At 72.9% G+C, this 22,711-nt stretch carries 23 protein-coding genes and 1 pseudogene; 12 read left to right on the forward strand and 12 right to left on the reverse strand.

All coding sequences use genetic code 11. From position 1 onward, the window contains the following. Positions 1 to 105 precede the first annotated feature (105 nt). Positions 106 to 687, forward strand: coding sequence for a hypothetical protein (locus tag LZG04_RS00600; RefSeq protein WP_233812262.1), 582 nt, complete (start codon positions 106 to 108; stop codon positions 685 to 687). Positions 688 to 775: 88 nt separating this feature from the next. Next, positions 776 to 1,699: a hypothetical protein gene (locus LZG04_RS00605; protein WP_233812263.1), complete on the forward strand. Its 924-nt coding sequence runs from the start codon at positions 776 to 778 to the stop codon at positions 1,697 to 1,699. On the opposite strand, the gene LZG04_RS00610 is transcribed toward LZG04_RS00605, so the two are convergent. Further along, positions 1,696 to 2,034 (reverse strand): proprotein convertase P-domain-containing protein, encoded by a 339-nt coding sequence (locus tag LZG04_RS00610; RefSeq protein WP_233812264.1) that lies wholly within the window; start codon positions 2,032 to 2,034, stop codon positions 1,696 to 1,698. The two genes, LZG04_RS00605 and LZG04_RS00610, sit on opposite strands and share 4 nt — an antisense overlap. Before the next feature lie 70 nt (positions 2,035 to 2,104). Here LZG04_RS00610 and LZG04_RS42925 point away from each other — a divergent pair. Beyond that, positions 2,105 to 2,254 (forward strand): annotated as a pseudogene (locus tag LZG04_RS42925) (response regulator transcription factor); the annotation flags it as partial. Positions 2,255 to 2,296: 42 nt separating this feature from the next. On the opposite strand, the gene LZG04_RS00615 reads toward LZG04_RS42925, so the two are convergent. Next, the gene (locus tag LZG04_RS00615; protein ID WP_233812265.1) at positions 2,297 to 2,707 is read right to left on the reverse strand and encodes a RidA family protein; all 411 of its coding nucleotides are present in this window, start codon (positions 2,705 to 2,707) and stop codon (positions 2,297 to 2,299) included. A 79-nt stretch (positions 2,708 to 2,786) separates the two neighbouring features. On the opposite strand from LZG04_RS00615, the gene LZG04_RS00620 reads away from it, so the two are divergent. Both LZG04_RS00620 and LZG04_RS00625 read left to right on the forward strand, forming a co-directional pair. Next, positions 2,787 to 3,140, forward strand: coding sequence for a helix-turn-helix domain-containing protein (locus tag LZG04_RS00620; protein WP_233812266.1), 354 nt, complete (start codon positions 2,787 to 2,789; stop codon positions 3,138 to 3,140). 237 nt (positions 3,141 to 3,377) lie between these two features. Then, positions 3,378 to 5,390, forward strand: coding sequence for a cellulose binding domain-containing protein (locus LZG04_RS00625; RefSeq protein WP_233812267.1), 2,013 nt, complete (start codon positions 3,378 to 3,380; stop codon positions 5,388 to 5,390). A 40-nt stretch (positions 5,391 to 5,430) separates the two neighbouring features. Here the strand turns inward: LZG04_RS00625 and LZG04_RS00630 are convergent, their stop codons facing one another. Continuing rightward, positions 5,431 to 6,195, reverse strand: coding sequence for an NAD(P)H-dependent oxidoreductase (locus tag LZG04_RS00630; protein ID WP_233812268.1), 765 nt, complete (start codon positions 6,193 to 6,195; stop codon positions 5,431 to 5,433). A gap of 98 nt (positions 6,196 to 6,293) precedes the next feature. Here LZG04_RS00630 and LZG04_RS00635 point away from each other — a divergent pair, with 98 nt between their 5' ends. Next, positions 6,294 to 7,160, forward strand: coding sequence for a helix-turn-helix domain-containing protein (locus tag LZG04_RS00635; protein WP_233812269.1), 867 nt, complete (start codon positions 6,294 to 6,296; stop codon positions 7,158 to 7,160). A 42-nt stretch (positions 7,161 to 7,202) separates the two neighbouring features. On the opposite strand, the gene LZG04_RS00640 is transcribed toward LZG04_RS00635, so the two are convergent. From LZG04_RS00640 to LZG04_RS00650, 3 genes are all read right to left on the reverse strand, one after another. Next, positions 7,203 to 7,895, reverse strand: a complete 693-nt coding sequence (locus LZG04_RS00640; protein WP_233812270.1) for a dihydrofolate reductase family protein — start codon at positions 7,893 to 7,895, stop codon at positions 7,203 to 7,205. A 70-nt stretch (positions 7,896 to 7,965) separates the two neighbouring features. Next, positions 7,966 to 9,228: an RNA polymerase sigma factor gene (locus tag LZG04_RS00645; RefSeq protein WP_233812271.1), complete on the reverse strand. Its 1,263-nt coding sequence runs from the start codon at positions 9,226 to 9,228 to the stop codon at positions 7,966 to 7,968. Then, on the reverse strand, positions 9,225 to 9,596 hold the full coding sequence (locus LZG04_RS00650) for a YciI family protein (protein WP_233812272.1): 372 nt from the start codon (positions 9,594 to 9,596) through the stop codon (positions 9,225 to 9,227). Before LZG04_RS00650 ends, LZG04_RS00645 begins: the two co-directional genes overlap by 4 nt. Positions 9,597 to 9,782: 186 nt before the next feature. Between LZG04_RS00650 and LZG04_RS00655 the strand changes: the two genes are divergently transcribed. Next, positions 9,783 to 10,670 (forward strand): substrate-binding domain-containing protein, encoded by an 888-nt coding sequence (locus tag LZG04_RS00655; protein ID WP_233812273.1) that lies wholly within the window; start codon positions 9,783 to 9,785, stop codon positions 10,668 to 10,670. Positions 10,671 to 10,686: 16 nt separating this feature from the next. On the opposite strand, the gene LZG04_RS00660 is transcribed toward LZG04_RS00655, so the two are convergent. Together LZG04_RS00660 and LZG04_RS00665 are read right to left on the reverse strand one after the other, a co-directional pair. Next, positions 10,687 to 11,805, reverse strand: coding sequence for a hypothetical protein (locus LZG04_RS00660; RefSeq protein ID WP_233812274.1), 1,119 nt, complete (start codon positions 11,803 to 11,805; stop codon positions 10,687 to 10,689). Continuing rightward, complete coding sequence (locus LZG04_RS00665) at positions 11,802 to 12,125, reverse strand: PadR family transcriptional regulator (protein ID WP_233812275.1); 324 nt, start codon at positions 12,123 to 12,125, stop codon at positions 11,802 to 11,804. Before LZG04_RS00665 ends, LZG04_RS00660 begins: the two co-directional genes overlap by 4 nt. An 83-nt stretch (positions 12,126 to 12,208) precedes the next feature. Between LZG04_RS00665 and LZG04_RS00670 the strand changes: the two genes are divergently transcribed. Further along, the gene (locus LZG04_RS00670) at positions 12,209 to 12,925 is read left to right on the forward strand and encodes a hypothetical protein (RefSeq protein ID WP_233812276.1); all 717 of its coding nucleotides are present in this window, start codon (positions 12,209 to 12,211) and stop codon (positions 12,923 to 12,925) included. A gap of 4 nt (positions 12,926 to 12,929) precedes the next feature. On the opposite strand, the gene LZG04_RS00675 is transcribed toward LZG04_RS00670, so the two are convergent. Continuing rightward, entirely contained in the window at positions 12,930 to 14,975 is a 2,046-nt protein-coding gene (locus LZG04_RS00675) for a beta-galactosidase (protein WP_233812277.1), read from the reverse strand. A gap of 168 nt (positions 14,976 to 15,143) precedes the next feature. On the opposite strand from LZG04_RS00675, the gene LZG04_RS00680 reads away from it, so the two are divergent. The 4 genes from LZG04_RS00680 to LZG04_RS00695 are packed head-to-tail and all read left to right on the forward strand — an operon-like array spanning position 15,144 to position 19,224. Next, complete coding sequence (locus LZG04_RS00680; protein WP_233812278.1) at positions 15,144 to 16,430, forward strand: ABC transporter substrate-binding protein; 1,287 nt, start codon at positions 15,144 to 15,146, stop codon at positions 16,428 to 16,430. Between the two features lie 19 nt (positions 16,431 to 16,449). Further along, positions 16,450 to 17,364: a carbohydrate ABC transporter permease gene (locus LZG04_RS00685; protein WP_233812279.1), complete on the forward strand. Its 915-nt coding sequence runs from the start codon at positions 16,450 to 16,452 to the stop codon at positions 17,362 to 17,364. Beyond that, positions 17,361 to 18,194 (forward strand): carbohydrate ABC transporter permease, encoded by an 834-nt coding sequence (locus LZG04_RS00690; RefSeq protein WP_233812280.1) that lies wholly within the window; start codon positions 17,361 to 17,363, stop codon positions 18,192 to 18,194. The genes LZG04_RS00685 and LZG04_RS00690 overlap by 4 nt, the downstream gene beginning before the upstream one ends. A 7-nt stretch (positions 18,195 to 18,201) precedes the next feature. Further along, on the forward strand, positions 18,202 to 19,224 hold the full coding sequence (locus LZG04_RS00695; RefSeq protein ID WP_233812281.1) for a LacI family DNA-binding transcriptional regulator: 1,023 nt from the start codon (positions 18,202 to 18,204) through the stop codon (positions 19,222 to 19,224). A gap of 7 nt (positions 19,225 to 19,231) precedes the next feature. Here the strand turns inward: LZG04_RS00695 and LZG04_RS00700 are convergent, their stop codons facing one another. The 3 genes from LZG04_RS00700 to LZG04_RS00710 form a co-directional block, all read right to left on the reverse strand. After that, on the reverse strand, positions 19,232 to 20,458 hold the full coding sequence (locus LZG04_RS00700) for a hypothetical protein (protein WP_233812282.1): 1,227 nt from the start codon (positions 20,456 to 20,458) through the stop codon (positions 19,232 to 19,234). A gap of 242 nt (positions 20,459 to 20,700) precedes the next feature. Continuing rightward, the gene (locus tag LZG04_RS00705) at positions 20,701 to 21,954 is read right to left on the reverse strand and encodes a hypothetical protein (protein WP_233812283.1); all 1,254 of its coding nucleotides are present in this window, start codon (positions 21,952 to 21,954) and stop codon (positions 20,701 to 20,703) included. Positions 21,955 to 22,028: 74 nt separating this feature from the next. After that, positions 22,029 to 22,676 (reverse strand): GTP cyclohydrolase II, encoded by a 648-nt coding sequence (locus LZG04_RS00710; RefSeq protein ID WP_233812284.1) that lies wholly within the window; start codon positions 22,674 to 22,676, stop codon positions 22,029 to 22,031. Positions 22,677 to 22,711 lie beyond the last annotated feature (35 nt).

Raw genomic sequence — 22,711 nt, forward strand, 5'->3', positions numbered from 1 at the left:
CAAGGGGCCGTCCGTGTGTCGGAATCCGCCTCGGATCCACCTTCGGTAGACAAGCACCGGCCACGCTCCGCCCTGTCCGCAAAAGGTGTGCGAGGGAGGAGCCGCATGGTGTCCGACGTGCTGCCGTGCTACGTGGTGTGCGACGTGTCGCTGTCGATGACCGACCACCTCGGCGAGGTGAACGCGGGCCTGCGCGAGTTGCGCGGCGCGGTGCACGCCGACCCGGCGGCCGCCGCGCGGACCAGGGTCTGCGTGGTCGGGTTCGCCGCGGCGGCCACCGTGCTGCAACCGCTGCGGCCCGCGGTGGAGCTGACCGAGCCGATCGCGGCCGCACCCGCGACCGGCACCAACTTCGGGCCCGCGTTCACGCTGGTCCGCGCCCGGATCGCGGACGACGTCCGCACGCTCAAGGCACACCGCCTGCGGGTGCACCGACCGGTGGTGTTCTTCGCCTCCGACGGCCGGTCGACCGACCCGGCGACCTGGCCCGAGGCGTTCGCCGCGCTGGCCGACCCCGCCTGGCCGGCGCACCCCACCGTGGTGGCCTACGGCCTCGGCGCGGTCGACCGCGACGCGCTCGACCGCATCGGCACGTCCCGCGTGTTCCTCGGCGAGGACGGCATCCGCCTGGGCACCGCCCTGGCCGTGTCGCTGACCCGCACGGCCCGGCGTCCCGACCGCGTGTAGGCCATCCACGATCCGTCCACGCGCGGTCCACTGGCCGCACGCACCCTGCACCGCGGGAAGCACCGTGGAGATCGACGGGGGTGAGCCGATGAACGCGTACGCGGACCTGGTCCGGGAGCTGAAGTCGCTCCGCAAGGGACGCGGCGTGCTGGCCGGCCGGATCGGTGACCGGGTCGGGCCGACCTTGCGCGCCACGTGCGGGGTGACCGAGGGCGACGCGCCGGGCGCGATCCGCCGGAAGGTGTCCGCGCGGCTCGACGAGCTGGCCGGGCGGCTGCCGGAGGACCTGCGCCTGGCCACGCGCGCGGCGTTCGCCATCGAGGACGAGGCCCGGTTGCCGCTCTACCAGGAGCGGGTGCAGTGGGCGGCGATCCGGATGGACCGCGACCCGCGCACGGTCCGCCGTCGGGTCGACGAGGCCATCAACCACCTCGCCGAGCTGGCCGTCGACGTGCCGCGCGAGGGGTCGGACGGGCCGAGCGGCGGCTGGCGCACGATCGAGCTGCACACCGTGCTGACCCTGGACCGGCCCGGACCCGAGGTGATCGAGCGGTACCGGGTGGTCGCCGACCGGGACGGGCTGCGCGAGCTGGCGCTGACCCCGCCGCTCCCGCTGCACCGGCCCGACCTCGACGTGCGGGTGCTGTACGGCGGCACGCTGGTCGACCGCGCCACCCCGACCCTGGCCCTGCCGACGCCGGTGGACGGCGGCCGGGTGCACGACTTCGCGATCCGCTACCGGCTCCCGGCGGCGCACGCGCCGCGGTCGCACCTCGTGCACGTGCCGCGGCAGCCGTGCGACCTGCTCGACCTGCGGGTCCGCTTCGAACCCGACGCGCCGCCGCGCGTGTGGGCGTTGCGCGGCGCGTACCCGCACGACGTCGCCGAGGTGTCCGGATCGGGCGACCCGCACCCGGTGGACGAGGCCGGCGAGATCCACGTGGAGTACCGCCACCTCACCCCGGGACTGGCCTACGGGGTGAGGTGGGCGGTCGAGCCGGCGGACTCCTAGAAGGTCAGGCCCCAGCTGTTGAGGTAGCCGGTGTCGTTGGAGACCGCGTCACGCACCCGCAGCCGCCAGGTGCCGTTGGCCGGCTCGGCGGAGTTCGCCGAGGGCATCGCGGGCCGGGACGCGCCGCTGGCGGCGGCCGGGCTGGAGCTGTGCCGGGGTGAGCTGGCGGCCACCGCCGAGGAGGCGGGACACCGGTTCCACGACGCCGCCCGCCGGTTCGCCGCCCTGCCGCGGCCGCACGCAGCCGCCGTGGCCGAGGAGCTGTCCGCGCGCCACTGCCACCGGGCGGGCGACCGGGCCACCGCCGCCGACCGGGTGGCGGCCGCGATCAGCACGTACCAGGACCTCGGCCTGGCCCGTGACGTCCGCCGCTGCGAACGCGCGTTGCGCGCCTACCGCGGGGAGGTGCGCCGGGGCAGGCGCGGCTACGGGCAGGCGTTGTCCCCGCGCGAGCGCGAGGTGGCCGCGCTGGTCGGCCGCGGGTTGACCAACCGGCGGATCGCCGAGGCGTTGTTCCTGTCCCAGCGCACGGTCGACAAGCACGTCGCGCAAGCTCGGCGTCACCTCGCGCACCGCGATGCGCGACGTCGAGGCGTGTCAGTCGAGCAGGGCGTCGGCCTCCACCTCGACCAGCACGTCGGGCTCGAACAGGTAGTCCACGCCGATGAGCGACGCGGGCGGGAAGGGCCGCGGGATGCCCAGCTCGTCGGCGACACCGGCGATGCCCGCCAGGAAGGCGTCCATCAGGTCGGGGCGCCACCCCGTGACGTAGAACCTGAGCCGCACCACGTCGGCGAAGCCCGCCCCGGCCCCGGCCAGGCCGCGCGCGGTGTTGCGCAGGGCCTGGGCGACCTGGCCGGTCAGGTCACCGGTCGCGACCGGGTTGCCCTCGGCGTCACGGGCGATCTGCCCGGCCACGTGCACGTGCCGCGTGCCGGTGGCGATCGAGACGTGGTGGTAGGGGACGGGCTGGAACATGCCCTCGGGGCTGAGCAACTGCACGGTCACGGGAGATCCTCACGCTGGTCGTCGGTGGTATCCAACGTCTACCTGGTACACGGAGGGAACTTCAACGAGACTAGGTGTCGTGGAGGAAACCGCCCAGATCACCGCCCCGCACCGCGAGCTGCTCGACCAGGTGCTCGACAAGTGGTCGCTGCAAGTGCTGGACAAGTTGTGCGGCCGGCCGTTGCGCTTCAACGAGCTGCGCCGCGAGATCCCGGTCGTGACCCAGAAGTCCCTGACTGCGACGCTGCGCCGGCTGGAGCGCAACGGGATGGTCGAGCGCGTGATCACCAGCTCGCGGCCGATCGCCGTCGAGTACCGCATCACGCCGCTCGGCACCACGTTGCAGGACCTCATCGACGCGCTGCTGCGGTGGAGCACCGACAACATGGCCGACGTCGAACGGGCGCGGGCGCGGTTCGACGCGGAGGCGTGAGGGCCGCGGCGATCGGCCCCGCACGTCCACCTCGGACGGTCCCCATCGCGATCGACGATTTCGCGAATCGGCGTTCGACAGTCCCCGGTGGACGGTCGGTTGGGCGAAGTGGCTGCCGGGCGTAGGCCGGTCGTACGAGGTTCGCCGGCGGGCGTGCCGCGGTGATTGACAAGGTCACTGGTGCGCCGCACATTGGGAGCGCTCCCAGATCATCACCGTCGATGAAGGAAACCTCCTATGAGACCGCGTCTCGTCGTGCTCCCGGCACTCGCCGCGCTCGTGGCCGCCCAAGTCGTGCTGACCTCACCGGCACGCGCGGCCGACACCCCGGTCACCGTCACGGTCAACACCAGGGCCGGGCTGGAGGTGGTGCACGAGGCCGCCGCCGGCGTCAACCACGCCATCTGGGACACCCACCTCGGCAGCGACGCCGTCGCCGACCTGCTCAAGGACGCGGGCGTGAAGGCGATGCGCTACCCCGGCGGCTCGTACTCGGACATCTACCACTGGGCCGACCACACCGCGCCCGGCGGCTACGTCGCGCCCAACACCGACTTCGACACGTTCATGAGCGGGGTGCGCCGGGCGGGCGGGCAGGCGATCGTCACGGCCAACTACGGCACCGGCACGGCCGAGGAAGCGGCGGCCTGGGTGCGGTACGCCAACGTGGAGAAGCGCTACGGCGTGAAGTACTGGGAGATCGGCAACGAGAACTACGGCAACGGGCACTACGGCTCCGGCTGGGAGGCCGACAACCACCCGTCCAAGAGCCCGACCTACTACGCCACCCTGGTCCGCGATTACGCCACCGCGATGAAGGCGGTCGACCCCACCATCAAGATCGGCGCGGTGCTCACCACGCCCGGCGAGTGGCCGGACGCCATCACGGCGGCGGGCGACCCCGGGTCGTGGAACGACGTCGTGCTGTCGATCGCCGGTCCCGTGGTCGACTTCGGCATCATCCACTGGTACCCCAGCGGTGACACCGCGGCGCAGGTGCTGACCAAGACCGACCACGTGAAGGACCAGATCGCCCTGGTGCGCGAGCAGTCGCGCCGGCTGGCGGGCAAGGACCTCGACATCGCGCTGACCGAGGTGAACACGTCGGTCGGCCGCAACACCCAGCCGGGCGCGCTGTTCGCCGCCGACGCGTACGCGGCCATGATCGGCCAGGGCGTGTTCAACGTGGACTGGTGGAACGTCCACAACGGCATGGGCCAGGTCCGCGAGATCGCGGGCCACACCGACTACGACGACTTCGGCCTGCTCTCCAGCGGCAACTGCAACGCCGAGGGCACGGTGTGCCAGCCACCGCTCAACACGCCGTTCGCGCCCTACCACGCGATCTCGATGGTGTCGAAGTTCGCCCGGCCGGGCGACCAGCTCGTCCGGGCCGCGTCCACCGACCCGCTGGTGCGCAGCCACGCGGCGCGGCGCGCCGACGGCGGCCTGTCCGTGATGCTGATCAACCAGGACCCGGACGCGGCCAAGACCGTGGACCTGCGGCTGGCGGGCTACACGGCCGCCGCCGACGCGACCGTGCTCCGCTTCGGCAACGGCGACACCGGCATCACCACGTCCACCGGCTCGTCGGCCGCGGTGACGCTGCCGCCGTACTCGATCACCACCGTCGTGCTCAAGCCGGCCGGCTCGGTGGGTGGCCCGGCGGCGCCCGCGCGCCCGGTCGCGGACTCGGTCACCGACACCACGGCCACGCTGTCGTGGCCGGCGCCGCCCTCGGGCGTGAAGTACGAGGTGCACCGGACCGTCGGCGCGCACACCGAGCAGTGGGGCGAGACCACGGGGACCACGTTCACCGCGGCCAACCTCGTGCCCGGCACGGAGTACACGGTGAACGTGGTGGCCCGTGACAACGCGGGCAAGGTCTCGTGGTCCTCGCCGCCGCTGACCTTCACCACCCGCACCCCGGCCACGTCGACGTGCGCGGTGACCTACAAGGAGACCACCAACTGGGGCAACGGCTTCGTCGCCGACCTCCAGGTCACCAACACCGGCACGCGGCCGCTGGCCGGGTGGACGCTGACCTACACGTGGCCGACCACCTGGCAGCAGGTCTCCAGCGGCTGGAACGCCACCTGGTCGCAGACCGGCACCCGGGTCACCGTCGCCAACACCGCGGCGCTCGCGCCCGGCGAGTCGACCACGGCCGGCTTCGTGGGCGCCTACCAGGGACCGAACGTGCACCCGGTCAAGTACTTCCTCAACGGCAGGCTCTGCACCACCCGGTGACGTGACGCCGCCCCCTGCCGCGCGTGGGCCGGGGGCGGCCTCACCGGACGTGCAGGCCCAACCCGTCCGCGCCCGGCCGCTCCAGGCCGGGCAGCAGGCGCATGTCGTGGTCGTAGTCGGTGCTCAGCGGGCGGAACGGGACCGGGTCGTCGGTGAACAGGCCCGCCAGCCGTCGCCGGTAGTCCCGCTTCGCCGCCTCGAACCGCTCGGCGGGCACGTCGACCGTGCCGGGCACGGCGAACGGTTCGAGGGCCGCCATGCCGGTGAACCAGAACAGGCCGTGCTGGAGCGGGAAGAGGACGTCCGCCAGCGGGCCGTGCGCGCCCCGGTCGGAGAACGCCGACTCCCGCGCGCCGAACGTCACCGACAGCAGCGCGCGCCGTCCGCCCAGCGCACCCTCCGTGTAGGGCGGCGGCACGGCCGGGCCGTAGGCGAAACCGTTGGTGAACACGCGGTCGACCCAACCCTTGAGGATCGCGGGCACGGAGAACCACCACAGCGGGAACTGCAGGATCAGCGCGTCCGCCCAGCGCACCTTCTCCTGCTCGGCCACCACGTCGGCGGTCAGCGCGCCCGCCAGCGTCGCCCGTTCCTGCGCGTGCAGGACGTCGAGCGGCCGGTCGCCGGCGAGGTCGGGGAAGTCGTCGGCGTCCACGGTCGCCTTCCACTTCATCGCGTAGAGGTCGGACACCCGCACCTCGTGCCCCGAGGCGCGCAGCTCCTCGACCGCGAAGGCGGCCAGGGCGGCGGTGAGCGAGCGCGGTTCCGGGTGGGCGCTCACGACGAGGATCTTCTTGCGGCTCATGCCGTCACGTTCTCCCGGTGCGGGCGCGGCAGCCAGCACCCGGTTCATCCGGCGGAACGGCGATCCTGGTACCGCGAGGGCCACGCATACTTGATCGCATGGACGGCGTGGACATGCTCAGCGGGAACGGTGTCGGTGATGCGGGGCGGGCGCTCGGCGGGTTCCTCCGCGCCCGCCGTGGCCGCGTCACGCCGGAGCACGTCGGGCTCGCCGCGGGTCGTCGCCGCCGGGTGCGCGGGCTGCGCCGCGAGGAGCTGGCCCAGCTCGCGGGCATCAGCGTGGACTACTACGTGCGACTGGAGCAGGGACGGGCCACGCAACCGTCGGCCGAGGTCCTCGACGCGCTGGCCCGTGCGCTCCACCTCGACGCGGCGGAGCGCCAGCACCTCGCGACCCTGGCCGCCGCCGGGCGCGGTACCGCGCCGCAGGCCCGCGTCAGCCCGTTGCTGCGCCGGGTGCTGGCCGCGGTCGGCGACTTCCCGGCGTTGGCGACCAACCACCGCCTCGACGTGGTGGCGTGGAACGACCTGGGCGCGGAGCTGTTCGGCGGGCTGGGCGACCCGGGCCGCCGTGACCGCAACAACGCCCGGTTCCTGTTCCTCGACGAGGCGTCCCGGTCGGTGTTCCCGGACTGGGACGCGCGGGCCGCGGACGCGGTCGGCCAGCTGCGGGTCTCCGCCGGGCGCTACCCCGACGACGCGGACCTGACCGCGCTGATCACCGAGCTGTCCGCGCGCAGCGCCGAGTTCCGGCGCATCTGGGCGGGCGGCGAGGTGGTGATGTGCGCGGCCGGGACCAAGCGGGTGCGGCACCCGGTGGTCGGGACACTCACCCTGGACTACGAGACGCTGCACGTGCCCGCGTCGCCCGGTGAAACGGGCGTGGTCGTGCACGTGTTCAGCGCCGAGGAGGGCAGCGAGGAGGCCGCCGCCCTCGCTCGGCTGGCCGCGTTCGCGGCGGCGTGAGGGTTCACCGGGCTTCGCGGCGAGCCCGGTCGTCGTGAGGGTTCACCCGGCGTCGCCGCGACCCCGGTCGTCCAGCACGAGCGGGGCGCGGCCCTTGACGGTGTAGCGGACGTGGGTGACGTCCGGCGCGTGCAGGACGCGCGTCGGGACCAGCTCGATGCCCTCCTTCCGGCCCAGGCCGAGGTCGGCGTCCAGCAGGCGCAGGCCGGTGCCCAGGACCACGGGCGCGATGTGCAGCTCCAGCTCGTCCAGCAGGCCGGCGGCCATGACCTGGCGGACCAGCGTGCCGCCGCCCGCCACCGCGACGTCCTTGCCGCCCGCCGCGGCCTTCGCCCGCGCCACGGCGCTCTCGACGCCGTCGGTGACGTAGGTGAAGCTGGTGCCGCCCTTGCGCTCCAGCGTCGCGCGCGGCCGGTTGGTCACCACGAACACGGGCGCGCGGAACGGCGGCTCCTCGCCCCACGGCACCTCGCCGCCGTCGGCCATCCGCCGTCCCATCACGTAGGCGCCCGCGGCCTCGAACGACTCCCGGATGACGTCGGAGCTGACGTCCTGCTCGCCGCCCGCGAAGCCCTGCCGCTCGCGCCACGCCATCGCGTTGGTCGCCCAGCGCGTGACGCGGAAGAACTTGACCGCCTCCTCGGACGCGAGCCAGTCGCCGCCGTCGCCTTCGTGGCGCGGTCCGGCGTAGAAGCCGTCGAGGGACACCGACAGCTGCGCGGTCACCTTGGTCATGGCGCTTCCTTCCTCCCGGCGACGCCCGACGGGGTCGCTCGGCAGGGGATCGGAGCCGTCGACGGGATTTCTACGTCGTCGCGGAAGAAGTTTTGGCCGAGGTGCAGCGGGCGGCCCGCAGGAGGAGGAACCGCTGTTCGGCGAGGTTGCCCGCCAGCCGCGCGGCCCGGCGGAACGCCTCACCGGCCGCCTCGGCGTCACCGGCCTGTTCGAGCAGGTGGGCGCGCACGGCGTGCAGCCGGTGGTGCCCGGCCAGCTCACCCCGCTCCAGCTCGGCCACGACGTCCAGGGCGGCACGGGGACCGCGCACCTCGCCCAGCGCGACGGCCCGGTTCAACGCGGTGACCGGGCTGGGCGCGAGCCGTTCCAGCACGTCGTAGAGCGCAAGGACTTGCGGCCAGTCGGTGTCCTGAGCCGTGGCCGCCTCGCTGTGCACGGCCGCGATCGCCGCCTGCACCTGGTAGGGGCCGACGGGGTGGGTCGCCAGGCTGCGCGTCACCAGCTCGGTGCCCTCGACGATCAGCGTGCGGTCCCACAGCGACCGGTCCTGCTCGGCCAGCGGGACCAGGATGCCGTCGGCCCCGGTGCGGGCCGCCCCGCGTGCCTCGGTCAGCAGCATCAACGCGAGCAGGCCGGCCGTCTCGCCCGAGTCGGGCAGCCGTTGGTGCAGCTCACGGGCCAACCGGATCGCCTGCCCGGTCAGGTCCGGGCGGCGCAGCAGCGGGCCGGCGCTGGCGCTGTAGCCCTCGTTGAACAGCAGGTACAGCACGTGCAGCACGACCGTGAGCGCCTTGTCCCGCTCGGCGGGCAGGGACGGCAGCTCGAAGCGCGCGCCCGCCTGGAGCAGCCGCTGCTTGGCGCGCGAGATCCGCTGGCCCATGGTCTTGTCCGGCACCAGGAACGCGGCGGCGATCTCGGTGGTGGTCAGCCCGGCGACGGCCCGCAGCGTCAACGCCATCTGCGCCGGTGGGGTCAACGCCGGGTGGCAGCACAGGAACAGCAGCTCGAGCAGGTCGTCCCGGGCGGGCTCCGCGTCCGGCGGCGGCGCGAGCAGCTCGTCGCGCGGCACGGCGTCGAACAGCGCCTGCTCCCGGCGTTCCCGTGCCGCGTCGGACCGCACCAGGTCGACGTAACGGCGTGCGGCGACCTTGGTGAGCCAGCCGAGGGGGTGTTCGGGGACGCCGTCGCGTGACCACGCGGCGGCGGCGTCGATCAGCGCTTCCTGCACGGCGTCCTCGCACCGCGCGAAGTCGCCGTGCCGGCGGACGAGGATGCCGAGCACCCGCGGCGTCAACGCGCGCAGGACGTGCTCGACCGGCTCGGCGGTGGTCAAAGGTCGCCGCCGCCCTGCTCCATCAGCGGCCACACCTCGAGACCGCCGCCCAGGCCCCGGCTGTAGCGCAGGGCCGGGTACGACCGCGCGATCTCCTCGGCCCGTTCCTCGCTGTCGACGTCGACGACGAAGTAGGAGCCGACGTACTCCTTGGCCTCCAGGTACGGCCCGTCGGTGACGACCGGCGCGTCGTCGACCACGCGCACCGCCCGCGGGCGGGACACCAGGCCGCGGGACTCGACCAGCTCGCCGGACTCGCGCAGCTCGGCGTTGAACGCGTCCACCTCGGCGACGAGCTTCCCGAACTGCTCCGCGTCCACGCTGTTCCACACCCGCTCGTTGCCGTAGATCAACATCAGGTACTTCACCGCGGGCCTCCTGTGGGTCGGTTCGGACAGCGGGATTGTGCCGGCTGGTCGCCTGCTTTCGAAAATCTTTCGAAAGCTCGCTGCGTTCGCGTGGCTTCTCGCGGTGTAGATCGTGCTGAACTGGTGAATCGTTGCAGTTCAGCGCCCTCGTTGTGTTTCGCCGAATTTCCGATAGTGTCGGAAACCGTGAGCGGGTTGGAGATCCTGGCACGCACGTGCCGCGTGAGCAGGCCGCGGACCGACCGGCCGCGCCCTCCCGCACCGCTGGTCGAGATGGTCTTCCCCGCCCTGAACAGCGCCTGGGCCATGGAGGTCATGCGCGGGGTGGTCGACTCGGGGCTGGACGTGGTGCTGTCCTCGGCGGCCGGTCGCGGCACGTCGTGGGCGGTCGACGTGGTGCGGGCCCGGCGCGCCGGCGTGCTGCTGGTGACGTGCCCGATCAGCGTCGCCGAGGAGCGGGTGTTCGCGCGCGCCGGCGTGCCGCTGGTGCACATCGACCCGGTCGACGCGGCCGCGCCGGACCTGCTCAGCGTCGGCGCGACCAACCGCGCGGGCGGCGTGACGGCGGTGAAGCACCTGCTGTCGCTGGGGCACCGGCGGATCGCCGTCGTCGGCGGCCCACCCGACGTGCTGTGCAGCCGTGCTCGCGTGGACGGCTACCGCTTCGCCCTGCGCCGCGCGGGCCTGCCGTTCGACACCGCGCTGGTCCGGCACGCCGACTTCACCCGCGAGGGCGGCCGCCGGGAGGCCGCGGAACTGCTGCGCCTGTCCCACCGCCCGACGGCGATCTTCGCGGCCAACGACGACCAGGCCCTGGGCGTCCTGGAAGCGGCCCGCGCGGCGGGCCTGTCCACACCGCGCGACCTCAGCGTCGTGGGCTTCGACGACCTGCCCGCCGCCCGCCGCGCCACCCCGGCGCTCACCACGATCCGCCAACCACTGGCCGCCATGGGCGAGCAGGCGGGCCGGATGCTGACCGACCTGATCGCCGGCCACCTCCCCCCGACCGACCGCGTCGAACTGGCCACCACCCTGGTCATCCGCACCTCGACCGCCCCGCCGCCTCTGGCGTGACGGGGCGGCCGTCCGGTCAGCCCGTGGTCGTCACGGGGGCGGACGGGGTGGTGCTCGGCGCGGGGGATTCGGTGGCGGTCGGTTGGGACGTGGTGGTCGGTGGGGTGGTGGTGGTCGGGACGGTCGGCATCACGACGGTGAAGGGGACGCCCGGGGTTTCGTGGCAGCCCGTTTCGTCGTGGACGACGCGGGGGCGTGGGTAGCGGTTGTCGTGGCGGTTGTCGCCGTCGCAGCCGTACCAGGGTGCGTTGAGCGGGCGGCCGTCTTCGTCGTAGAGGTGGACGTCGGTGAGCGGCTTGCCGTCCTTGTCGAAGACGTAGATGTTGGCGGGGGTCGGTGGCGGGGCGTTGTAGGAGGTCGAGTTGCTGATCGGGTAGCTGTCCCAGCGCGTCATCAGGGTGCCGAGGATGAGCAGCAGCACGCCCAGGGCGAAGCCGGTGGACGGCAGGCTCACCCACAGCCAACGGCGGTCCGTCCTGGCCTTCGGGCCGGCCACCAGCGACAGCGCGGCCAGCGCCAGGGCCACCAGGAACCCGAACGCCGGCCGGTACACCAGGATGCCGCCCGCGGCGATGAGCAGCGCGCGGCCCACCCACCACACCGGCTGGAAGGTGCGCAGGGACGCGAACGCCCTCTGCACGTCGGACCGGTCGGCACGGGCCAGCGCGTCCTTGACCGCCTTGGTCTCCGGCAGCGCCGCGATGTCCGCCATCAGCCCTTCCTGGCGGAACACCAGCAGGGCCGCGGCCGCCGTGCACAGGCCCACGAGCACGGTCGCTTCGAGGGTGTCGCCGCGGGTGAAGCCGAAGCCGAACGCCACCACCGTGCCGGCCACGAGGCTCCAGAACGCCAGCCGCGCCACGAACGACGTCCCACCGCCGGTCGCGGCCGCGGGGGAGGAGGGGGACGGGTAGCCCGCCGCCACGCGCAGCTCCTCGGCGTACGCGCGCGGCGTGCCCAGCCGGTCGATCAGCGCGGCCAGGGAGAACTCGTCGCCCATCTCCTCGGCGACCTCGACCACGTGCGCGCCGGCGTCGTCCATGATCTCGGCGACCTCGGCGGCGGGCAGGTCGGACAGCGCGTCGCGCATGCCGTCCAGGTAGTGCTGGACCTCGGTGTTCGTCTGCGTGTTCATGCACCCTCCCCCAACAGGTCGTCCAGCGTCCGCGCGAACGACTTCCAGGTCTTGCCCGACTCGAGCAGCCGTTCTCGGCCCGGCTCGTTGAGGCTGTAGTACTTGCGGTGCGGTCCCTCTTCGCTGGGCACGACGTACGACGTGAGCAGGCCGGCGTTGTAGAGCCGGCGCAGGGTGCCGTAGACCGACGCGTCGCCGACGTCGTCCAGGCCGCCCTGGCGGAGCCTGCGCAGCACGTCGTAGCCGTACCCGTCCTCCTTGCGCAGCACCGCAAGGACGGCCAGGTCCAGCACCCCCTTGAGCAGCTGACTGGTGTCCATGCGCCCTCCCCGGTGGTGTGCGTTGGATGGTACTACGGAATGCGCAGTACCGCGTACGAAGGGGTAGTGCGAGGATCATGCCCGTGGCGACGGAGTTCGTGGGAGACCCCTCGTGGGTGTGGGGCCTGGCCTCGCGCGACGACGACGTGCGCGCCCAGGCCCTCGAACGCCACCGCGCGCTGGTCGAACGGGCGCGGCAGGCGCTGCACTGGTCGAACGACGTGTGGCGGCGGGCCGGGTCACCCGCGCCGCGCGAGCCGCACCTGGCCGCCGAGCTGGACCAGGCCCAGGCCGCGTTCCGCTACCACCTCGGCCAGACGATCTTCGAGCTGGTCGGCTCGCTGCACGACGACGACCCCGAGCTGCGGGAGCGGCACGCGCCGTTCGTGCTGCTCTACCTGGTGTGGGAGGGGCGGTACCCGGACGACTGGCGCGCGCCGGACAACAACCTGTGGTCCCCGTGGGGCCGCAAGGAGTCGGTGTTGCGCGCGTTGGGCGAGCGCGGCGTCCCGGAGGCGATCCGACCGCAGCTGACCGACCTGCTCGCCGACGTGGTCCGCCGCCCGTACCGCTGCAAGGACTGGAGGTACGCGGGCCTGGTCCGGCACATCGCGGACGACCGGTTCCACCAGCGGATGCACGCCTTGCTGGACGACGACGACCCGGTAGTCCGGCTGCGGGCGCGGTTCCTGCTGGACGTCGCCGCGCACCCGGAGGCCGGGGTGACGCGGGTCAGGTGGCAGCGGTGGCTGGACGCCGACCCGGGCCGGGTGCGCGGCCCGGGTGACGTCGACGGGTGACCGGTCAGGACCGGAGCACGGCCGCCTCGCCCGCCGGCACGCGCAGCTCCGACTCGCACCGCGTGCCGCTGAGCAGCTCGGTGCCGGACGCGGCCAGGCGCACCTCCGCGTCGGTGTGGTTGACCACGAACAGGTAGTCGGCGTGCGCGCTGCGCCGGCGCACCACCTCCACGTCACGCGGCAGGTCGTCGCGCGCCCGCACGCCCGCGTCGGCGAACGCCTCGCGCAGCACCCGGTCGAGCGCCGCGCCGCGCAGCCGGGTCGAGACGTACCAGGCGCGGCCCGCGCCGAGCCGGTGCCTGGTCACCGCCGGGCCGCCCGCCGCCGGGCCGTCCAGGTAGGAGCGCACGACCTCCGCGCCCTCCGGCGTGATGTGCTCGGCCCACACGTCGCCGCTCAGCTCGCCGTCGCCGTCCAGCGCCACCCGCTCGCCGGCGCGCAACGGCAGGAACTCCTCGACCTCCAGCCCGAGCACCTCGCGCAGCGCGCCGGGGTGCCCGCCCGGGTGCACGGTGTCGTTGGCGTCGACGATGCCGGAGAAGTACGAGACGACGAGCGTGCCGCCACCGGCGACGTAGTCGCGCAGCACCCCGGCCGCCGCCGTCGACGTCAGGTACAGCGAGGGCACGACGACGAGCGGGTACGCGCTCAGGTCGGCCTCCGGTGCGACGAAGTCGACGGTGAGCCGGGCGTCCCAGAGCTGCTCGTAGAACGCGCCGACGCGTTCCCGGTAGGACAGGTCCACCGACGGCCGCCAGTCCAGCTCCAGCGCCCACCACGACTCCCAGTCCCACAGCACCGCCACGTCGGCGTGCACCAGGCTGCCGCGCACCTCGTGCAACGCGCCGAGGTCGCCGCCCAGTCGCACGACCTCCCGCCACACCCGGCTGCGCGTGCCGGAGTGGGGCAGCATCGCGGAGTGGAACTTCTCCGCGCCGAATCGGGAAGCGCGCCACTGGAAGAACATCACCGCGTCCGCGCCGCGCGCCACGTGGGTCAGGCTGTTGCGGCGCATCTCGCCGGGGCCCTTGGCGAGGTTGCGCGGCTGCCAGTTCACCGCGCCGGTGGAGTGCTCCATCAGCATCCACGGCCGCCCGCCCGCCACCGCGCGGGTCAGGTCCGCCGACAGGGCCAGGTCGATGTGGTTGCGCCTGGCCTCGGCGGTCAGGTAGTGGTCGTTGGCCACCACGTCGACCTCGCGGCCCCAGCGCCAGTAGTCGATCGACTTGCAGTTGGTGGTCATGAAGTTCGTGGTGATCGGCGCGGACGAGTGGGCGCGCAGGATGTCGCGCTCGGCGGTGTAGCAGGCCAGCAGCTCGTCGGAGCAGAACCGGGCGAAGTCCAGCTCGTGCGCGGGGTTGCCGGTCGTGCCGGACACGCGCGGCGGCTCGATCTCGGCCCACTCGCCGTAGCGCTGGCCCCAGAAGCTGGTGCCCCACGCCTCGTTGAGCGCGTCGAGCGAGCCGTGCCGGGCGCGCAGCCAGCGCCGGAACGCGGTGGCCGACTCGGGGCAGTAGCACGCGCCGACCGGCGCGCCGTACTCGTTGTGCACGTGCCACATCGCCACGGCCGCGTGGTCGCCGTACCGCGCGCCGAGCTGGTGGGTGATGGTCGCGGCGGCCTGCCGGTACGCGGGCGAGCTGGGGCAGAACGTGGCGCGCGACCCGCGTTCCAGCACCGTGCCGTCCCGGGTGACCGGCCGGATCTCGGGGTGCGCGCGGTAGAGCCACGCGGGTGGCACGACGGTCGGCGTGGCCAGGTTGACCGCGATGCCCGCGCCGTGCAGCAGGTCGAGCAGCCGGTCCAGCCAGCCGAAGTCGAACTCGCCCGGCCGCGGCTCCAGCAGCGCCCAGGCGTGGATGGCGACGCTGACCAGGTTCACCCCGGCCTGGCGCATCAGTTCCACGTCCTCGACCCACACCTCCTCCGGCCACTGCTCGGGGTTGTAGTCCCCGCCGTAGACGAGCCCGTCCACGCCCACCGGCATCCGGGGCACCAGCGGGTCCGCCGCGGCCCGCTCGTCGACCTGGCGGGGCACCACAAACGTCATGAACACTCCAGTGGCTGTGAACGTGCACGGTCTGATCGCAGATTACGGTGCAGATAAGACGGGGTGTCAAGTGGTTGACAGGCAAGACGTACGGACAACTACTGTGCACGTTCACAGCGCGGTTCTCGCTGGCAGTGGCGTCAGCGACGCGGAACCCCCGGAGACCTCATGCGACTCGACATCGCGAAGAAGGCCGCGGCACTCGGACTCGGCCTCGCCCTGCTCGCCGGCTGCGGCGGCGGCACCGAGCAGACCACCGACGGGCCGGTCGAACTGTCCTTCTGGGCCTGGGCGCCCGACATCGACAAGGTCGTCGACAAGTGGAACGCGAGCCACCCGGACGTCAAGGTCGTGGTGAGCAAGCAGGCACAGGGCGACGAGCTGGTGACCAAGCTCCTCACCGCCGCCAAGGGCGGCAACCCGCCCGACCTCGCGCAGGTCGAGTTCCAGTCGTTGCCGACCCTGGTCAGCAACGACGTGGTGGCCGACATCTCCGAGGGCGCGGCGGTCGCGAAGGACAAGTTCGCGCCGGGCGTCTGGGACCAGGTGACGCTGGGCGGCAGCGGCGTCTACGCCGTGCCCCAGGACTCCGGGCCGATGATGTTCTACTACCGCGCCGACCTGTTCGCCGAGTACGGCCTCAAGGTTCCCACGACCTGGGACGAGTACGCGCAGACCGCCCGTGACCTGCGGGCCAAGGCCCCGGACAAGTTCCTCGGCACGTTCTCCTCCAACGACCCCGGCTGGTTCGCGGGCCTCGTGCAGCAGGCGGGCGGCTCGTGGTGGTCGGTCGACGGCGACACCTGGAAGGTGACCGTGGACGACGCCGCCACCAAGAAGGTGGCGCAGTACTGGAGCGGGCTGATCCGCGAGGGCGCGATCGACAAGTCCCCGATGTACACCCCCGAGTGGAACAAGGCGCTCAACGACGGCACGCAGGTCGGTTGGCTGAGCGCGGTGTGGGCACCCGGCGTGCTCAAGGGCAACGCGGAGAGCACCCTGGGCAAGTGGGCCATGGCCCCGATGCCGCAGTGGGACGCGGCCGAGCCGCGCACCGGCAGCTGGGGCGGGTCCACCACGGCCGTGACCGCGGGGTCCAAGCACCAGAAGGCGGCCACCGAGTTCGCGGTGTGGCTGAACACCGACCCGGCCGCGGTCGAGGGCCTGGTCACGCAGAGCGCCATCTACCCGGCGGCCACGTCGGCGCAGGAGGCCCTGACTAACCCGCCCGCGTTCTTCCCCAACCAGCCGGACTTCTACACCAAGGCCGCGGAGATCGCCGCCACGTCCTCCGGCTTCACCTGGGGACCGAACGTCAACGTCACCTACACCGCGTACCGCAACGCGATCGGCGAGGCGATCAGCGGCGGCGGCGACCTGGTGCCCGCGCTGGCGAAGATGCAGGGCGCGACCGTGGACGACATGAAGGCCAACGGCTTCAAGGTCGGCGGCTGAGTTCGTGGAGTCGACCCGGATGACCGGGCGGGGTGGCACGGCGCCGAAGCTGGCGCCGTACGCCTTCGTGGCGCCCGCGGTGGTGTTGTTCGTGCTGGTGTTCGCGCTGCCGATCGCGTACACGGTGTACCTGAGCCTGTTCCGCACCGAGGTCAAGGGGCTGGGGCTGGGCCGGGGCAGCCGGTCCGAGGTGTTCGTGGGCCTGGACAACTACGTGCGCGCCCTGACCGACGCGGAGCTCGGCGCGGGCGCGGTGCGGGTGGTGGCCTACGGCGCGATCCTCGTGCCCACGATGCTGGGCCTGGCCCTGGTGTTCGCGCTGCTGCTGGACGAGGACCGGGTGCGCGCCCGCGGGTTCAGCCGGATCGCGATCTTCCTGCCCTACGCGATCCCCGTCGTGATCGCGTCGCTGCTGTGGGGGTTCCTGTACCTGCCCGGCACCAGCCCGCTCAACCAGCTGCTGGACGCGTTGTCGCTGCCCGGGGTGAACCTGCTGTCACCGGCCGGGATCTACTTCGCGGTGGCCAACATCGCGGTGTGGGGCGGGGTCGGCTACAACATGGTCGTCCTCTACACCGCGCTGCGGTCGATCCCGCGCGACCTGTACGAGGCCGCCCGCATCGACGGCTGCACGCCGTGGCAGGTCGCCGTGCGGATCAAGATCCCGCTGCTCGCGCCCGCGCTGGTGCTGACGTCGCTGTTCTCGATCATCGCGACGCTCCAGGTGTTCGTGGAGCCGACCACGCTGGCGCCGCTGACCAACTCGCTCTCGCTCACCTGGACGCCGTTGATGAAGGTCTACCAGGACGCGTTCGGCCGCGGTGACATCTACTCCGCCGCCGCGACGTCCGTGCTGATCGCCGCGGCGATGTTCGCGCTGTCGTTCGTGCTGCTGCGGGTGACGCGGTCGCGGGCGTTCGGGGGTGAGCGGTGAGGGCGCGCCTGGGCGGGCTGCCGACGTTCGTGCTGCTCGTGGGTGCGGCGTACTGCCTGTTCCCGGTGGCGTGGGTGGTGGTCGCCGCGACGAAGAGCACCGGCGAGCTGTTCTCCACCACGACGTTGTCGGTGGGGACGTCGCTGTTGGCGAACCTCGGCGAGCTCGGCTCCTACCGCGACGGCGTGTTCTGGCGGTGGATGGCGAACTCCGCCCTGTACGCGGGCCTGGGGGCGCTGCTGTCGGCCGCGTTGTCCGGCGTGACCGGGTACGCGCTGGCCAAGTACTCGTTCCGGGGCCGGGCGTTGATCTTCAACGGGTTGCTCGCGGGCGTGCTCGTGCCCGCCGTGGTGCTGGCCATCCCGCAGTACCTGCTGCTGTCGAAGGTCGGCCTGACCGACACCTACCTGTCGGTGCTGGTGCCGGGTGTGATCAGCCCGTACGGCATCTACCTGGCCCGCGTCTACGCCGCCGCGTCCGTGCCCGAGGACGTGGTCGAGGCGGCCCGCACCGACGGGGCGAGCGAGCTGCGCATCCTGACCTCCGTGGCGCTGCCCATGATGGTCCCGGGCCTGGTCACGGTGTTCCTGTTCCAGTTCGTGTCGATCTGGAACAACTTCATGCTGCCCTACATCATGCTGGGTGACGACGGGAAGTTCCCGGTCACGCTCGGCCTGTACACGATGCTCAAGCAGGGCAACACCACGCCCGCGCTGTACACGCTGGTCGTCACCGGTGCGCTGGTGTCGGTGCTGCCTCTGATCGCGCTGTTCCTCACGTTGCAGCGATACTGGCGCATCGACTTGCTCTCCGGAGCGGTGAAAGCATGAGGGAGTCATGAGCGTCGAGCGCAGCAAGGCGGCGCGGAACCGGCCGACCATCCACGACGTGGCGGCCGCCGCGGGGGTGTCGCGCGGCACGGTGTCGCGCGCGCTCAACGGCGGGCGCAACGTCAGCCCCGCCGCGTTGGAGGCCGTGCTGAAGGCCGTGCGGACCACCGGGTACGTCGCCAACCCGGCCGCGCGCAGCCTCGTCACGCAACGCGCGCACTCGGTGGCGTTCGTGCTCACCGAACCGCAGCAGCGGCTGTTCGAGGATCCGAACTTCAGCATCCTGCTCCAGGGCTGCACGCAGGAGCTGGCGGAGCTCGACGTGCCGGTGCTGCTGATGACCGCCAGCACCGAGGTGGAGCGCAAGCGCACGAGCCGGTTCATCGCCGCGGGTCACGTCGACGGGGTGCTGCTGGTGTCGTCGCACACCGGCAACCCGCTGTTGGAGGAGCTGCGCGACTCGGGCATCCCGGTCGTGGCCTGCGGCAAGCCGATCGGGCACGAGGGACAGGTGGCGTACGCGGCGGCCGACGACCGCTCGGGCGCGCGGCTGATGGTCGAGCACCTGCGGTCGCGCGGGCGTCGGCGGATCGCCACCATCACCGGTCCGCCCGACACGCCCGGCGGCGTCGAGCGGCTCGCCGGGTACCGGGACGTGCTCGGTCCCGACGCGTCACCGGACCTGATCGCGCACGGCGACTACAGCCGTGCGGGTGGTGAGGCGGCGATGGCGTCGCTGCTGGGCCGTGCGCCGGACCTGGACGCGGTGTTCGTCGCGTCCGACCTGATGGCCGCCGGTGCGCTGAACGTGCTGCACGACTCCGGCCGCCGCGTGCCCGAGGACGTGGCGGTGGGCGGGTTCGACGACTCCAGCATCGCCACCTCCACCCGCCCCGCGCTGACCACCGTGCGCCAACCGTTCCAGCGCATCACCCGCGAGATGGTGCGCCTGCTGCTGGAGCAGATCCAGGGCGAACCACCCGCCGCCTCCATCCTGCCGACCGAACTGGTCGTGCGCGCCTCGACGTGACGCCGGTTCAGCGGCCGAACGACTCCAGCGCGCGGCGACGGGCCGTGACGTCGTCCGGGTCGTCGCCGTGGACGAGCAGTTGCAGGGTGCTCAACGCCACGGGGTTGTCGGTGCGGGTGGTGTCGTGGCCGGAGGTGATGAGCACGCCGCCCGCGTTCAGGGCCGGGCGGACGTGGGCGAGCAGCTCGGCCAGCGGGGCGGCGGCGGTCAGCTTCACCGACTCGGCGCAGCCGTCGAGGGCGTCGGGGCGGACCGACCGCAGCGCCAGCAGCGGGATCGAGCCGCTGGTGATCCGGAAGTTCAGGTCGAGCATGACCGGTTGTCCGTCCAGCGTCTCGGCGCAGTCCAGGCTGCACAGACCGCGGTAGCCGACGTCGGCGGCGCGTTGGGTGATCGCGAGGCACTCCGCGAGCAGGTCTGCCGGCGGCGCGCTGACCAGCCCGAACCGGCCGCCGACGTACACGCCGGCGTCGTCGACGCGCTGTTCGGTGACGGCGATCAGGCGGGCGACGGCGTCCGGGCCCACGCAGAGCTGCACGCCCCAGTTGCGCGCCAGGTACAGGTACTCCTCGACCACGAACTCGCCGAGCAGGTCGGTGAACGCCGGCAACGCGACCCGCTCGCCCGCCTCGTGCAGGTAGACGTCGAGGCTGCCGCCGTGCGCGTCGTTCGTGGCGGCCTTGAGCACCCAGGACTTCTCCGCCGGTGTGGCCTCGGCGAGCTCGGCGCGCGTGACGACGCTGCGGCGGGCGTGGAAGCGCGGGGCCACGAACGTGCTGATGGTGGCCTTGTTGTTCAGGTAGCCGACCAGGTGGGCGGTCTTGACCACCCGTTCGTCGGGGCACAGCGCGGTCGGGTGGGGGTACTCCATCGAGATCGACAGGCCGTCGGCCATGGCCTCGGTGACGCGGGCGGCGAACCCGGCCTCGTCGCGGAACTCGCGCAGGTCGTCGCCGACCGGCAGGCCGCCGTCGCGCAGCTGCGCCAGCAGCGCCGGGTCGGTGCCGCCCGCGCTGCAGATGACCGGGGTGTCGCCGGCCACCGCGATCGGGCGGGCCGACAGCGCGTCGACGGTGGTGCGGTGCCGGGGGTCGGCGACGGCCGGGCGGGCGCAGAGGGCGACGCCGGGCCCGTACACGTCGGTGAGCGCGCGGGGCGCGCCGACGGCGGGCGGCAGCGGAGTGGAGAGGCTGATGGCGTGCTCCCGTGGGGGTGAGTCGGGACGGCCGCGCAAGCCACACGGTGGTGTGGACGTCGATGCCGTGAGAACCCGCTTGGCGCGGGGTGAGAGCGGTGGAGCGTGCCGTGCGCGAAGCGTCCACCGCTGGCCCGGTCGATGCCGGTGGCCGGATGCGTGAACCGTGAGTGACCAGCCCGGACGCGGGCTGTGTCCCCTCAGCGTCTCACGCCGCCCCCACCTCACCCAAACGCCCGCCCGCGAGCGCCCGACGTGCGGGGTGGAGTCGGGCTCCCCGGTCAGCGGGGGGTGAAGGTCAGGCAGAGGCGGAGGGGGTGTTCGCCCCACGTGTTCATCGCGTACATGGCCAGCAGGCCGCCCGCCCCGATCGACTCGCGGGTCGCCGGCGCCGTGAGCGACGCCTGGCCCAGCCACATCGGGGTCCCGGCGGGCGGGGTCGGGGCGGTCCGGGCGATCGAGACCGGCCGGCCCTCGTGCTCCTCCACGGCCAGCAACACGTACGGCTCAGCCAGGTCCGCGGTGTGCGCGCCGGGCTCCACGGTGACGTGCTCACCCCGCTCGGCCGCCGCCGCGCTGACCCGGCCGACCCAGCGGAACGCCTCCAGCAGCGTGTCCGCGGTCAACGCCTCGTGCGCTTCGAGGCCGGTCACGCGCGTCAACCCGGCCACCTCGCTCGCGATGCCGCCGTCCTCGGACCGGTAGCGGTCGAGCAGCATGATCGTGGACGACTCCGCGTCCAGCGCGACCAGGTCGCGGAACCGCCGGTCGGTCAACGGCGTGCGCGCGAGCACGCCCAGGCCCAGCTTGCCCAGCACCGCGTCCGGCTCGGTCATCCGCCAGAACGTGCACTCGTCGTCGATCCACAGGGGCAGGTAGCCGCCGACCGGCAGACCGGGCACCACGGTCGTCAACGTCGACCCCACCGCGGGCGCGGCGGCGGCCGGCGGTCCGGGGAACGGCGGCAGCGCGGCGAACCGCGGGTCCACGCGCGCGGTGCGGATGACGTGGTGCGCCCACGCCCGAACGCGGGACAACGGGTGGTCGGCGAACTGCGGGTCGTACCGGGGGTCGTCGCCCTTGTGGAACGGCAACCGCCCCTGCACCTCCGGCGCGTACGGGTGCGGCATCACCCAGCCGTCGAACCCGAGCTGCGCCACCAGCACGGCCTCCCGCATCCCGGTCATGCCCCGCTCGGCCGCCTGGAGCTTGAGCACGGCGCTGCACTCGGCCTTGGGCACGGTGAACGAGCCGATGAAAACCTGCCCGGACGGCTGGTTCGGCAGCGGAACCTTCACGACCTGGAACAACGCGGGCACGTCGCCGAGCCGCACGGGGTGCGCCTCGATCAGGCAGCCGACCTCGCCGGTCGCCACGGTCAGGTCGTGCCGCAGCTTCGGCAGGTCGTCCAACGACGCGGGCAGGTCCGGCACGAGGTCGAAGTAGCTGAGGCTGACCTGGTCGCCGGTGGCGGGGTTCACCCAGGTGGTCCGGTCGTGTTGGTGGAGGCCGGTCGTGTCGAATGAGATGGGCACCCGTCGACCCTAGGTCTTCCGCCACGCGACCGGACCGGGCCGTGCGCGTAGGCGTGGATCACCGCGTGCGCGCGTCAGCGGTCCGCGGTGGTGGGGAAGTCGGTGGCGAAGGTGTCGACCTGCGGCAGGTCGTGGCCGAGCCGGTCGCGCTTCGCGGTGAGGTAGCCGATGTTGTGCGGGTTGGGCGGGGCCAGGTGCGGGACGCGGGCCGTGACCTCGATGCCCGCCGCCTCCAACGCCGTGATCTTGTCGGGGTTGTTCGACATCAGCCGCACGGACCCCACGCGCAGGTGCTTGAGGACGCGCGCGGCCGCGGTGTAGTCGCGGACGTCGACCGGCAGGCCCAGCGTGGTCGCCGAGTCGAGCGTGTCCAGGCCCTGCTCGTCCTGCAGCACGTGCGTGCGCACCTTGGCGACCAGGCCGATGCCGCGCCCCTCGTGGCCGCGCAGGTAGATCAGGACGCCGCTGCCCTCGGCGACGATCCGGTCCAGCGCCGCGTCCAGCTGGTCGCCGCACTCGCAGCGCATCGCGCCGAAGATGTCGCCCGTCATGCACTCCGAGTGCACGCGCACGAGCACGTCCTCCCGCGACCCGAGCGGGCCGTGGACCAACGCCAAGTGCTCGTGCCCGTCGGCCCGGAACGCGACCGCGCGGAACGTGCCGCGGCGCGTGACCAGGTCGGACTCCGCCACTTCGTCGTCGTTGAACGCCTCGTCGCGCATCCGGCTCCTTCGTCCACCCCAGACACCGGCCGGGC

Origin of the sequence: Saccharothrix sp. S26, from assembly GCF_021390395.1 — a bacterium.
Taxonomy (GTDB): domain Bacteria; phylum Actinomycetota; class Actinomycetes; order Mycobacteriales; family Pseudonocardiaceae; genus Actinosynnema.

Excerpts from the sequence above, each read along its gene's own strand:
- LZG04_RS00600 (WP_233812262.1), top strand. The coding sequence starts at position 106 with ATGGTGTCCGACGTGCTGCCGTGCTACGTGGTGTGCGACGTGTCGCTG.
- LZG04_RS00605 (WP_233812263.1), top strand. The coding sequence starts at position 776 with ATGAACGCGTACGCGGACCTGGTCCGGGAGCTGAAGTCGCTCCGCAAG.
- LZG04_RS00625 (WP_233812267.1), top strand. The coding sequence starts at position 3,378 with ATGAGACCGCGTCTCGTCGTGCTCCCGGCACTCGCCGCGCTCGTGGCC.
- LZG04_RS00630 (WP_233812268.1), bottom strand. The coding sequence starts at position 6,195 with ATGAGCCGCAAGAAGATCCTCGTCGTGAGCGCCCACCCGGAACCGCGC.
- LZG04_RS00635 (WP_233812269.1), top strand. The coding sequence starts at position 6,294 with ATGGACGGCGTGGACATGCTCAGCGGGAACGGTGTCGGTGATGCGGGG.
- LZG04_RS00640 (WP_233812270.1), bottom strand. The coding sequence starts at position 7,895 with ATGACCAAGGTGACCGCGCAGCTGTCGGTGTCCCTCGACGGCTTCTAC.
- LZG04_RS00660 (WP_233812274.1), bottom strand. The coding sequence starts at position 11,805 with ATGAACACGCAGACGAACACCGAGGTCCAGCACTACCTGGACGGCATG.
- LZG04_RS00665 (WP_233812275.1), bottom strand. The coding sequence starts at position 12,125 with ATGGACACCAGTCAGCTGCTCAAGGGGGTGCTGGACCTGGCCGTCCTT.
- LZG04_RS00675 (WP_233812277.1), bottom strand. The coding sequence starts at position 14,975 with ATGACGTTTGTGGTGCCCCGCCAGGTCGACGAGCGGGCCGCGGCGGAC.
- LZG04_RS00680 (WP_233812278.1), top strand. The coding sequence starts at position 15,144 with ATGCGACTCGACATCGCGAAGAAGGCCGCGGCACTCGGACTCGGCCTC.
- LZG04_RS00685 (WP_233812279.1), top strand. The coding sequence starts at position 16,450 with ATGACCGGGCGGGGTGGCACGGCGCCGAAGCTGGCGCCGTACGCCTTC.
- LZG04_RS00695 (WP_233812281.1), top strand. The coding sequence starts at position 18,202 with ATGAGCGTCGAGCGCAGCAAGGCGGCGCGGAACCGGCCGACCATCCAC.
- LZG04_RS00710 (WP_233812284.1), bottom strand. The coding sequence starts at position 22,676 with ATGCGCGACGAGGCGTTCAACGACGACGAAGTGGCGGAGTCCGACCTG.